Raw genomic sequence first — 11,932 nt, 5'->3', positions numbered from 1 at the left:
GACGACACAGGCACGATCACCGGCCCGATCGCCCGCGCCGCCCAAGAGTGCTCTTGCCGTACGTGCGTGGCGCTGGGGTCAGCGGGAGCGTTGGGTGGCCCATTTGCGGATGGTTTCGATGCGTTGGCGGATTTGGTCGGCGGATGCCTGGGCGATGGCGGGGCCGCCGCAGGCCCTGCGCAGCTCGGCGTGGATGACGCCGTGCGGCTGGCCGGTGCGGTGGTTCCAGGCGCCCACGAGGCCGTTCAGCTCCTTGCGGAGGGCCGCGATCTCCTCGTGCGGGGCCAGGGCCGGGCGCGCGGGGGCGTCGGCCGCCTTGCGCTTCCTGGCGGCCTGCTGATCGGCCTGGTGCTTGCGCAGCAGCACGGCCACCTGGTCGGGCTCGAGCAGCCCGGGAAGGCCGAGGAAGTCCTCCTCCTCGGGGGAGCCGGGCTCGGCCGCCGTGCCGAACTCGCCGCCGTCGAAGAGCACGCGGTCGAAGGTCGCCGAAGCCTCGACGGTCTCGAACGGCAGCTCGTCGCCGAGGACGTCGGGGCTGTCCTTCTTCTGGCGGGCCTCATCGACCAGGAAGTCGTCAAGGCCCTCCTCGGGGAGCTTGCGGTCGAGAACGTGGTCGCGCTCGGCCTCCATCTCGCCCGCGAGGCCCATGAGCGTCGGGACCGAGGGCAGGAACACCGAGGCCGTCTCGCCCCGCTTCCGCGCGCGCACGAAACGCCCCACCGCCTGGGCGAAGAACAGCGGGGTCGAGACGCTGGTGGCGTAGACGCCCACGGCGAGGCGCGGGATGTCCACGCCTTCGGAGACCATGCGGACCGCGACCAGCCAGCGCTCCTCGGAGGCGCTGAAGTGCTTGATCTTGTCGGAAGCGCCCGGGTCGTCGGACAGCACGACCGTGGCGCCCTCGCCGGTGATCGCCCGGAGGTGCCTGGCGTAGGCGCGCGCCGTCTCGTGGTCGGTGGCGATCACCATGGCGCCCGCGTCGGGCACGCCCCGGCGCACCTCGGTGAGCCGCTTGTCGGCGGCCTGCAGGACCTGGCGGATCCAGTCGCCCTTCGGGTCGAGGGCGGCCCGCCAGGCCTGGCCGAGCTGGTCTTTGGTGAGCGGCGTGCCCAGCGTGGCGGTGATCTCGTCGCCCGCGCGGGTGCGCCAGCGCATCTCCCCGGCGTACGCCAGGAAGATCACGGGACGGACCACCCCGTCGGCGAGCGCGGGGCCGTAGCCGTAGGAGTAGTCGGAGAGACTGCGCCGGACGCCCTCGCCGTCCTCGGCGTAGGTCACGAACGGGATCGGGTTGGTGTCGGAGCGGAACGGCGTGCCGGTGAGGGCGAGCCGCCGGGTGGCCGGCTCGAACGCCTCGCGCACCCCGTCGCCCCACGACTTGGCGTCGCCCGCGTGGTGGATCTCGTCGAAGATGACGAGGGTCCGGCGGTTCTCCGTGCGGGAACGGTGGAGCGCGGGATGCATGGCCACCTGCGCGTAGGTCACCGCCACGCCGACATAGTCGCGGGAGGTGGCGCCCTGGCTGTTCTTGAACTCGGGGTCGACGGCGATGCCGACCTTGCTCGCCGCGTCGGCCCACTGGCGCTTGAGGTGCTCGGTCGGCGTGACGACCGTGATCCGCTGTATGACGCCCCGGCTCAGCAGCTCGCTGGCGATGCGCAGCGCGTACGTCGTCTTGCCGGCGCCGGGGGTCGCGACCGTCAGGAAGTCGCGCGGCTCGCGGCGGAAGTAGAGATCGAACGCCTCCTGCTGCCACGCGCGGAGCTTGGGCGCGGTGCCCCACGCGGCGCGGTCGGGATAGGAGGGTGACAGATGGGACGCGGCAAACGAGCTCACGCCGACCTCCTTGTCAGTTGGCCTCGCCGGACCCTCGTCAGATGGCCTTTCCGGACCTCTGGGCCTACGCCCCCACTGATGATCTTGTCGTCGCGCTCGTTTCGCTCCCTCACAGTGAAGCCACGATAGCGGGGGACACCGACAAGACGTGCCGACCCCGGGGATGCTCGCCATGCGCGTCTCCGCGTGCTATTGCGGCGACCGCCCACCTCCGCCACGTGGCCCCCGCCACTCCCCTCCGCCGGGGTCATCGTGCGTCCGGCGGCGCGTTCTGCGCCCTTGACGGGCTACTTCAGGCCGCGGATGACGGCGTCGATCTCGGCCCGTCGCCGGGGATCGTCGGGCTGGGCGAGCCCCAGCACCACGACGCTCCCGTCTCCCTTGGTGAGAAGTGTCACCCTCAGGTACGACGGCTGGTTGACCACATCGGTGTAGGTGGCTCGGAGGGCGCGCGAGTGACCGGTGTAGCCGCCCACCGTGATCGACCGGTCGTCCACCACGTCGACGGTGTCGCCGTGCAGCAGCAAGCGCCCGTACAGGTCGGCGAGCTCCAGCGTGGCGGCCCTCGGCCCCGACACCGCGACCGACTCCCCGGGCCGGGTCATGACGAGCGCGGAGCCGTCCATGGTCGCGACCGAGGTGAACCCGGTGACCGGCGGGATCGTGCCGCGCCGCCAGCCCGGCGGCAGCGGAAAACCGACTCCGGCGACCCCGTCCACGACCACGGACGGTTCCGGCTCCGCGCGGGGGCGGCTCACGAAGAAGGCCACCGTCCCGGCCACCAGCGCCGTCCCCGCGGCCACGACGGCGACGTAGAACGCCACCCTCCTGACCCGGTAGGGCACCCTGACTCGCGAGGGAGCGGCCGGCGCGCCGTACAGCCTCGCCGACGGCGGCAGCCCCTCCTCCTCCGGCGGAGGCCACACGGGCCCGCCGTACGGCCGTCGCCGCCCGGTGCGGTGCTCGTCCACGGCGCCTCCTCCCGTGCTCCGAGTATCCGCACCGAAGGCGTCCATCCGTCAACGAACATCTGAATAGGACATCCGAATCACCGCCTGGGGGCGGCTCAGGGCCAGATCGCGGGCGGGCCAGATCGCGGCGGGTCAGACGGCGGGGGTGCGGTAGGCGGTCCACATGTCGCGCATGCGGGCGGCCTGGCCGGCGGTGAACTCCGACATGCAGCGGTCGTGGGCGTAGTCCATGAAGTTGTGGACGGGATCGTCGCCGTTGTCGGGGCAGGAATCCTTGCGGGGCGGGCAGCCTTGGGTGGGGAACGCCTCGGGCGGGGTGTCGTCGACGGAGTCGCCCGGCGAGGCGCAGCCGTTCTCGAAGGTGTGCAGCAGCCCGAGCCAGTGGCCGATCTCGTGCACCGCGGTGTAGCCCTTGCCGAAGTCGCGCAGGGCGCCGCCGGGCAGGCTGCGCCAGTCGACGACGACGCCGTCCAGGGCGGGGTTGGTCTGGTACCAGTGCGGATAGGTGGCATAGCCCAGCACCAGCTCGCTGAACTGCGCGATGTAGAGGTTGAGGGCATCGGCGCCGCCCTTGCGCAGCCGCTGCTTCATCGCCGCCTCGTTGGGGAGCGGCTGGCGGAACCAGGCGGCGTTGTCGGTGCGCGTGACGCCCCGCAGGGCGAACCGGATGCCGGTGTCGGCGCCGCCCTGCCGCCCACCGTATGCGGCGTTGAGGGTCTCGACCTGGGCGGTGACCGCGGCCTCCGGGGCGCCCGCCTGCCCGTCGGTGATCACGTGGACCCAGAGGGGCACCGTGACCGTGGCCACCCGGGGACGCGGATGGAGCGCGTCCAGCCGCCTGCGCATGTCGGAGAGCAGCCGGGCGGCCTCGCGGGCGTCGGGCGCGTACGGCTCGACGCCGCGCGTCTCCGGGCCCCGTCTCTCAGGGGCGCGCGCATCGGCGCCGCGCGTCTCCAGGTCCCGCGTCCCAAGGTCGCGCGCATCGGCGTCGCGCGTTCTCAGGTTCAGCGTCTCAGCGCCGCGCGTCTCCAGGTCCCGCGTCTCGCGGTCCCGCGTTTTCGGGCCCTGCGTCTCCGGGCTCCGTGTCTCCGTCCGTGGCGGCCCGGCGGGCCCGCATGAGCGCGTGGACGCCGCGCGGGCGTGACCGGGCACGCCCGCGATCGTGAACAGGCACGCCAAAGACACGGCCACCGTGCGCCGCACCATGCACTCCCCCGTCAAGTCAGGTCGGAGTGCTGACGCTAGCTTCCGGGACGCCGATCGGCCGGGAGCAACACTCGGTTGCCGCCCGCGGGTTCACCCTGAGCAGGCGTTACTTGCCCGGGTCGCCACCCTGCGGCAGCCCCTCGTAGATCTCCTTGCATTCGGGGCACACGGGGTACTTCTTGGGGTCGCGGCTCGGGACCCAGACCTTGCCGCAGAGGGCGCGGATGGGGGTGCCGGTCACCATGCTCTCGGTGATCTTGTTCTTGTCCGCGTAGTGCGAGAACCGCTCGTGGTCCCCCTCGTCGCCGTGCGAGAGGTTCGGGCGTACTTCGCTCTCGGGAAGGATCTTCGTGCTCACGACATCCGAGTCTACGTGCGCCCGGGCGCGCTCGGGCGGGTGAATGCGTCCCGCGGGGCCGCACGCCCTCTGCGGCCCGGGGAACCTCACATCCGCCCGGTACGGGCCGGCGCGGGCGCGCGAGCCGTACCGGGCGGAGCCGGGCGTGAGGGTCAGCCCACGTGGACCGGGACGTCCGCGGTCTTGCGGCCGGCCTTGACGAACAGGGCCAGGATCGCGGCCAGTACGGCCACCGCGACGCTCACGCCGAAGCCGAAGTGCATGCCCTCCAGGAAGGAGGAGTGCGCGGCCTGGGTCAGCGCCTCGGCGACGGCCTTGGGCGCGCCCGGCGGCACGGGGGCGACGCCGAGCGCGACGACGTTCTTCATGGCTTCGACCTGCGCGGCCGTGGCGGGGATCTGCACGGCGGCGAGGTGGCCGGGCAGGACGTCCGCCACCTTGGCCGTGATCAGGGCGCCGAGCACGGCCGTGCCGAGCGAGCCGCCGACCTGCATGGCGGACTGCTGCATGCCTCCGGCGACGCCACTGTGCTCCTCGGGGGAGTTGCCGACGATGACCTCGGTCGCGCCGACCATGACGGGCGAGAGGCCGAAGGCGAGCAGCGCGAACGGGATCGCGGTGTCGAGGTAACCGGCCTCGAGCCCGAGACGGGAGAGCAGGAACATCGAGGTCGCGGTGATGAGCATGCCGACGGCGATCGGAACCCTGGGTCCGAACCTGCTCAGCGCGAGACCCGCCAGCGGTGAGGCGACGATCATGCCGGCGCTCATCGGGAGCATGCGCATGCCCGACTCCAGCGGGGACAGCCCGTGCACGCCCTGGAAGTAGAACGTGAGGAAGAACATGGCGCCGAACATCGAGAAGGCCATCAGCACCATCAGCGCCGTGCCGATGGAGACCGACGCGTTGCGGAACAGGGTGAGCGGCAGCAGCGGTTCGGCGGCCCGGGCCTGCCAGACCAGGAAGGCCGCGCCCAGCACGACGGCGCCGGCGAAGAACCCGATGGTCTTGGCGTCGCCCCAGCCGTAGCCGGGGGCCTTGATGATCGCCCACACCAGGCAGAACATCGCGCCGGACAGGAGCAGCACGCCCGGGATGTCGACCCTGGACAGGGACTCGGACCTGCTCTCCTTGATGACCCACAGCCCGACGATCAGCGCGATCACGCCGACCGGCACGTTGATGAAGAAGACCGACTGCCAGCTGACGTTCTCCACCAGCAGGCCGCCGATGATGGGGCCTGCGGCGCTCGAGACGCCGATGGCCGCGCCCCAGATGCCGATCGCCATGTTGAGCCGCTCGGCGGGGAAGGCGGCGCGCAGCAGCGCGAGGGCGGCGGGCTGGAGCAGCGCGCCGAACAGGCCCTGCAGGACCCGGAAGGTGATCAGCATGCCGATGGAGGAGGTCAGGCCGATGGCGAGCGAGGTGAGGGCGAAGCCCGCGATGCCGATCAGGAAGACCCTCTTGTGCCCGAACAGGTCACCGAGCTTGCCGGCGGTGATGAGGAAGACTGCGAGAGCGAGCAGGTAGCCACTGGTGATCCACTGAAGGTCCGAGAGCGACGCCCCCAGCTCCTTGCCGATCACCGGGTTGGCGATGGCGACGACGGTGCCGTCGAGCATTACCATGATCACGCCAAGTGCGACCGCGAGCAGCGTGAGCCACGGATGCCCGTGGCCACGTCGGGCAGGCGCGTCTACGGGCGCGGCCAGCGCTTGTGCCATGGAAGGTCCCCCTGTTTCGATGATGGTTCAACGCACGGCAATTTATGTCAGTCCATGACAGATGACAAACTCTTTTATCCGACAGATCGTGACATGTGGCAGAATGTGAAGTGAATATTGCATGGAGGTGTCCGGTATGGGTCTTCGGGAGCGCAAGAAGCACCAGACCCGGCTGGCCCTGATCGACGCGGGCTTCGAACTGTTCCTCGCCCAGGGGTACGAGGCCACCACGGTCGATCAGATCGCCGCCGCGGTAGACGTCTCACCCCGCACCTTCTTCCGGTACTTCGGCAGCAAGGAGGAGCTCGCCCTCGACTTCACCGTCGAGTACGAGGAGCTCATCGGCTGCGCCCTGGCCGCACGCCCCGATGACGAGCCGCCCATCACCGCCCTCGCCCGCGCCTTCCGCGAGTTCATCCACGGGATGGAGACCAACGCCTCCGAGGACACCGAGCGGTTCCTGCGGCACCGGCGCGTGATCGACGCCAACCCCGTCCTCCTGTGCACGAGCTTCGCGCGCATGGCCGACGTGGAGAAGAAGCTCACGACCGAGATCGCCAGGCGCCAGGGCATCGACCCCGGCACCGACCCACGCCCGCGGCTGCTGGTGGCCCTCATCGCCGCCGCGGTCCGCGTCGGCTTCGAGTGCTCAGTGGACGGCGATCACTACCTCGACAGCCTCGTCGCCAACGTGGAGCGCACCCTGGACCTCGTCGAGGCGGCCCTGGGGCCCGGATGGGATCAGTTGAGCTTGGGATCGTCCGGGCAGGTCGCCACGAAGGCCAGCTCGCCCGGCTGACGCCGCAGCACCGACCGCCACAGGTTCGCCGGCCGCGAGTCGAACGTGTCGCCGGGCTCGGCCTCCACGACGTACCACGAGCCCTCGCGTATCTCGCTCTCCAGCTGGCCCGCCGTCCAGCCGGCGTACCCGGCGAAGATGCGCATCTGCGTTATCTCGCCCGCCAGGATCTCCGGAGGCGCGTCCAGATCCACCGTGCCGAGCTTGGAGACCGCCGAGGCGCCCGCGTGCAGCCTGCGCCAGCCCAAAGGCTCCTGGCCGCTCGGCACCGACGCCAGGGCCAGCGCGCTGTCGGTCTGGACCGGCCCCCCTTCGAAGAGCACGGGAGGCCCGGACACGAGCGCGTCCCAGGAGGGGAGCACCTGTGTCACCGTGACCTCGCTCGGCCGGTTGAGCATGACACCGAGAGTGCCGCCGTCCTCATCGTGCTCCAGGATCAACACGACGCCGCGCCGGAAGTTCGGGTCGTCCAGCAGTGGCGTCGCCACCAGCAGCCCGCCGACGTAGATCGCCTCCGCCATGCATCCATCATGACGCGTGATGGCCCGGCCGCGCGCCTGCCCCCGGCCACAGAGGGCTGTCACCTCGCCTTATGTTACTTCTCGCACTCGAGTGGGCACGCTCCGTATGCATAGATCATCGATGGAGGATCAGTTTGCGGACACCACGCCATGGAGGAAAGGGAGGGGTCCGATGAACCGTCTCATCCTGGTGGCGCTCATGGCGGTGGGCGTGGCCGCCGGGGTCCCCGCGGCGCGCGCCTCGCAGGCCGCCGACACCGGCGCGGACGTGCGTGCCACGAGCGACCCGGGGCGCGTCCAGGTCTCCGTCTCCAAGGTGGAGTGCCCCGCCAGCAAGGCGAACGTCGTCATGACCGCGCCCCGCAACCGGGACACCGTCGAATACTCCGTCTACCGCGGCAGCACCCTGGTGCGCAACGGCATCCTCTGGCCGGGCGTCGAGCGCACCATCCCGGTCTACATCGAGCCGCGCAAGAGCGAGCGCGTCACCGTCGTCCTGGACGGGCAGGGCACCACGAGGTACCAGGTCTGGTCACACTGCGAGAGCGGCGAGAGCGGTGAGGAGTCCTACGGCGAGTACCGCGAGAGCGTCTACAGCGAGAGCGAGAGCAGCACCGGCAGCAGCGACCGGCGGAGCGGCGGGCACCGCGCCGAGGGGGTCCGCAGCCACCGGTACAACCCCCTGCTGCGCAGGCAGCCGCTGGACCGCCTGCCCTACACCGGACCGCCCGCCGACCTGTACGGCAAGATCGCCACGGCCGTGGGGATGGTCGTCTTCGGCGGCATGCTCTGGTGGATCGGCATGATCTGGCCGCGCCGCACACCCGCCGAGCCGCTGCTGCGCCCCCGCGAGGCGTACGGCGCCCGCCGCCGCCCCGGCCGGCTGTGAACCGAGGCCAAGCCTCCGTCCGGCCGACCTTGAACCCGGGCTACGCCTCCGTGAGGCCGCGCACCTTGCCGCCGGCCGACTCGCGCACGGCCGCCGCGACCGCGGTCGCGACGTCGGGGTGGAAGACGCTCGGGACGATGTAGTTCGGGCCGAGCTCCTCCACCGACACGACGCTCGCGAGGGCCTTGGCCGCGGCCAGCAGCATGGACTCGGTCACCATGCGCGACTGGGCGTCGAGCAGGCCGCGGAAGACGCCGGGGAAGGCCAGCACGTTGTTGATCTGGTTCGGATAGTCGGAACGGCCGGTGGCCACGACCGCCGCGTGGTCCCTGGCGTCGTCGGGTGACACCTCGGGCTCGGGGTTGGCCAGGGCGAAGACCACGGCCTTGTCGGCCATGGCCGCGATGTCGTCGCCGGTGAGGATGCCGGGGGCCGAGACGCCGATGAACACGTCGGCGCCCTTGACCGCGCCCCGCAGGTCGCCGCTGTAGCCCTCGGCGTTGGTGTTCTCGGCGATCCAGAGCAGCGACGCGTCCAGATCGTCGCGGCCCTTGTGCACGGCGCCGAGGTAGTCGCAGACGACGACGTTGCGCGCTCCGGCCGCGAGCAGCAGGCGCAGCACGGCGGTGCCGGCCGCGCCGGCCCCCGCCATCGCGATCTTCACGTCGGGCAGGGACTTGCCGACCACGCGCAGGGCGTTGGTGAGCGCGGCCAGCACGCAGATGGCGGTGCCGTGCTGGTCGTCGTGGAAGACCGGGATGTCCAGCAGCTCGCGCAGCCGCCGCTCGATCTCGAAGCAGCGCGGCGCCGAGATGTCCTCCAGGTTGATGCCGCCGAACCCGGGCGCGATGGCCCGGACGACCTCGACGATCGTGTCGACGTCCTGGGTGTCCAGGCAGATCGGCCAGGCGTCGATGCCGGCGAACCGCTTGAACAGGGCGGCCTTGCCCTCCATGACGGGCAGCGCCGCCGCGGGCCCGATGTTGCCGAGGCCGAGCACGGCGGACCCGTCGGTGACCACCGCGACGGTGTTGCGCTTGATGGTCAGGCGGCGGGCGTCCTCGGGGTTGCGGGCGATGGCCAGCGACACCCGCGCGACACCGGGCGTATAGGCCATCGACAGCTCGTCACGGTTGCGCAGCGGCACCTTCGACTGCATCTCGATCTTGCCGCCGAGGTGCATGAGGAAGGTGCGGTCGCTGACCTTGTGCAGGACGACGCCCTCGACGGCGTCGAGGCTGTCGACGATGGCCTGCGCGTGGTCGGTGTCCTTGGCCGCGCAGGTGACGTCGATGCGCAGCTTCTCGTGACCGGCGTTGGTCACGTCGAGGGCGGTCACCACACCGCCGGCGTTCTCTACCGCGTGGGTGAGCTGGCTGACGGCCTTGCCGCCCGCCGGCACCTCCAGACGGACGGTGATCGAGTACGACACACTGGGCACGGTGGCCACGTCGATCCGCTCCTTTGCGGGGGTGATGGTCGGGCAGGCCCTGGTGCTCCTTGCCGCGCATCGGACCCGCCTGCTCCCTTACGGGATATCCATCGTGCCAGACCTGGCCGAGCACTTCCGCCGTCAGGCGGACAAACGTGACACTTCAGACACCAATGGCGCACGGTGGAAGTAGGCGCGCCGGAGCCCGCCGTCCGGGCGGCCGGAGCCGGACGGGCGGCCGGCCGCGGCTCAGAACAGGGCGCTGGCGAGCGCCCGGCGGGCCTGGGCGACGGCCGGATCACCGGCGGGCAGCGCGTCGAAGAGGCCGAGCAGGTGGCGGCGCGCACGGTCGCGCTCGTCGCCGGAGGTGCGGCGGACGAGCTGGATGAGCCGGTCGAACGCCTCCTCCACCCTGCCGCTCAGCATCTCGATGTCGGCGGCCCGCGTCTGGACCTCGACGTCGGCCGGGTTCTCCGCGGCCTGGCGCAGCACGGCGTCGGCGTCCAAATCCTGGGTGCGGCGGACGAGCCCCACCCCGGCCAGGCCGATCTTGGCGTCCGGGTCGGCGGGGGAACGGGCGAGCAGCCGCTCGTAGGCGGCCGCCGCGGCGTCGAGGTCGCCCTCGTCGATGGCCTTCTCGGCCGCGAGCAGGTCGGGGTCGGCCTGCGGCTGGGCCGGCTCGCCCTCCTCGCCCTGCGGGGCCTCGGACTCGGGCGGGAGGTACTGGGCGAGGGCCTGCATCAGCTGGTCGAGCCACTGCCGCACCTGCGCCTCGGGTAGCGCGCCTTGGAAGCCGGTCACCGCCTGGCCCTGGAAGACCGCCAGCACGGTCGGAATGCTCTGCACCTGCAGGGCGCCGCTGATCTGGGGGCTCGCGTCCACGTCGACCTTGGCGAGCACCCACCGGCCGGCCGCCTCGGCGGCGAGTTTCTCCAGGATCGGGCTGAGCTGCTTGCACGGCTCGCACCAGGTGGCCCACAGGTCGAGGACCACGGGCGTGCGCATGGAGCGCTCGATCACCTCCGTGGCGAAGGTCTCATCGGTGACGTCGATCACCACGGCACCCGCGGGAGTCGCCGGAGCGCCTCCCGCGGCGCCCTGTGCCGCCGCCGCCTCGCGACGGGCCTGGGCTTCGAGTGCCTGCTTGCGCGCACCGAGGTCCACGGCCCCCTGCAACGATGCCGGTCGAGTGAAGTCCGCTGGGCTCATAGTCCAATCCTGCCGCATCCGGCGTGTGCTCATGGTCGCCGGGCGTACCAGAGCGGGGGGCGGCTCCGTTATGTCACGCCTTCATCCGAAATTTTCACGGAACTGTCATGTGGGGTGGATATCCCGAACGATCGACACCGGGGTCGACGGCTCTCACCCCGACATCGCGGCGAACCTCGACAAGTCGCTCAGCCGCAACTTCACCGTCGACGTCCCCTATGACGCCTCAGGGGGCCCTTCCTTCGGGAGGGGCCCCTTCCCTTTTCCCGCCCGGCCGGCCGTCCCGTTGCCCGGCGCGAGCGGTTCGCCGTCCTCGTAGGTCTCGAAGTCGCCGGCGGCCACCCTCATGGTGCGCAGCAGGCCGAACATCTCGGCCAGGTCGTTCTCGGGGTACATCGTCATGCAGAAGTCGGCGGCCATGAGATCGGCGGTCGCCCGCTCGACCACCTCGCGCCCCTTGTCGGTGATCTCGGCGAGCACCCCGCGCCCGTCCTTGGGGTTGCGCATGCGCCGGACCAGCCCGGCGCGCTCCAGCCGGTCGACGGTGTTGGTCACGCTCGTCGGGTGCACCATGAGCCGATCGCCGATGCGTGAGAGCGGCAGCGCGCCGGTCCGGCTGAAGGTCAGCAGGACGAGCGCCTCGTAGCGCGCGAAAGTCAAGTCATGCGGCCTGAGCAGCGTGTCCAGTTGCCCGAGGAGGATCTGGTGCGCTCTCATGATCGATGTGACGGCTGCCATGGCGGATGACGGCCCGAAGCGGACGCGCCACGTCTCGGCGGCGCGTTCGATGGGGTCGAAGGGCAGGTTAAGCGGCTTCGGTACACCGATGGACACAACGCTACGCTAGCGCCTGCCGACCGTACTGACGCAGTGTCACTGAGTTCTAAGGGTTACCCCAAGAACCGGGACGCCAAACATCACGCTCCGTTATGGTGTGCATGTCAAGAGGTGAGGCGCGGCAAAGCCCGATCCAAAGCATGGGGAAAG

At 71.0% G+C, this 11,932-nt stretch carries 11 protein-coding genes; 2 read left to right on the top strand and 9 right to left on the bottom strand.

Going from position 1 to position 11,932, the window contains the following annotated elements; all coding sequences use genetic code 11:
* Positions 1–78: 78 nt before the first annotated feature.
* From MYF83_RS12695 to MYF83_RS12675, 5 genes are all read right to left on the bottom strand, one after another.
* Entirely contained in the window at positions 79–1,836 is a 1,758-nt protein-coding gene (locus MYF83_RS12695; protein WP_248960478.1) for a DEAD/DEAH box helicase, read from the bottom strand.
* A gap of 287 nt (positions 1,837–2,123) precedes the next feature.
* Complete coding sequence (locus MYF83_RS12690) at positions 2,124–2,807, bottom strand: hypothetical protein (RefSeq protein WP_248960477.1); 684 nt, start codon at positions 2,805–2,807, stop codon at positions 2,124–2,126.
* Positions 2,808–2,939: 132 nt separating this feature from the next.
* Positions 2,940–4,013 (bottom strand): zinc metalloprotease, encoded by a 1,074-nt coding sequence (locus MYF83_RS12685; RefSeq protein WP_248960476.1) that lies wholly within the window; start codon positions 4,011–4,013, stop codon positions 2,940–2,942.
* Positions 4,014–4,119: 106 nt separating this feature from the next.
* The gene (locus tag MYF83_RS12680) at positions 4,120–4,371 is read right to left on the bottom strand and encodes a DUF3039 domain-containing protein (protein ID WP_248960475.1); all 252 of its coding nucleotides are present in this window, start codon (positions 4,369–4,371) and stop codon (positions 4,120–4,122) included.
* A 152-nt stretch (positions 4,372–4,523) separates the two neighbouring features.
* Positions 4,524–6,095, bottom strand: a complete 1,572-nt coding sequence (locus tag MYF83_RS12675; protein WP_248960474.1) for a DHA2 family efflux MFS transporter permease subunit — start codon at positions 6,093–6,095, stop codon at positions 4,524–4,526.
* A 136-nt stretch (positions 6,096–6,231) separates the two neighbouring features.
* On the opposite strand from MYF83_RS12675, the gene MYF83_RS12670 reads away from it, so the two are divergent.
* The gene (locus tag MYF83_RS12670; RefSeq protein ID WP_248960473.1) at positions 6,232–6,894 is read left to right on the top strand and encodes a TetR family transcriptional regulator; all 663 of its coding nucleotides are present in this window, start codon (positions 6,232–6,234) and stop codon (positions 6,892–6,894) included.
* Here the strand turns inward: MYF83_RS12670 and MYF83_RS12665 are convergent.
* Entirely contained in the window at positions 6,837–7,415 is a 579-nt protein-coding gene (locus tag MYF83_RS12665) for a YqgE/AlgH family protein (protein ID WP_248960472.1), read from the bottom strand. The two genes, MYF83_RS12670 and MYF83_RS12665, sit on opposite strands and share 58 nt — an antisense overlap.
* A 172-nt stretch (positions 7,416–7,587) precedes the next feature.
* Here MYF83_RS12665 and MYF83_RS12660 point away from each other — a divergent pair, with 172 nt between their 5' ends.
* The gene (locus MYF83_RS12660) at positions 7,588–8,304 is read left to right on the top strand and encodes a hypothetical protein (protein WP_248960471.1); all 717 of its coding nucleotides are present in this window, start codon (positions 7,588–7,590) and stop codon (positions 8,302–8,304) included.
* 40 nt (positions 8,305–8,344) lie between these two features.
* Here MYF83_RS12660 and MYF83_RS12655 read toward each other — a convergent pair whose 3' ends face one another.
* From MYF83_RS12655 to MYF83_RS12645, 3 genes are all read right to left on the bottom strand, one after another.
* On the bottom strand, positions 8,345–9,754 hold the full coding sequence (locus MYF83_RS12655) for an NAD-dependent malic enzyme (protein ID WP_248960470.1): 1,410 nt from the start codon (positions 9,752–9,754) through the stop codon (positions 8,345–8,347).
* A gap of 231 nt (positions 9,755–9,985) precedes the next feature.
* Positions 9,986–10,945 carry a tetratricopeptide repeat protein gene (locus MYF83_RS12650; RefSeq protein ID WP_248960469.1) on the bottom strand — a complete coding sequence of 320 codons (960 nt, stop codon included), beginning with the start codon at positions 10,943–10,945 and terminating at the stop codon, positions 9,986–9,988.
* A 216-nt stretch (positions 10,946–11,161) separates the two neighbouring features.
* Positions 11,162–11,773: a MarR family winged helix-turn-helix transcriptional regulator gene (locus tag MYF83_RS12645; protein WP_248960619.1), complete on the bottom strand. Its 612-nt coding sequence runs from the start codon at positions 11,771–11,773 to the stop codon at positions 11,162–11,164.
* Positions 11,774–11,932: the final 159 nt, after the last annotated feature.

Origin of the sequence: Sphaerisporangium perillae (assembly GCF_023276435.1) — a bacterium.
GTDB classification, from domain to species: Bacteria; Actinomycetota; Actinomycetes; order Streptosporangiales; family Streptosporangiaceae; genus Sphaerisporangium; species Sphaerisporangium perillae.
Note: the sequence above shows the minus strand (reverse complement) of the source record. Positions and strands in the feature narration are given on the sequence as shown.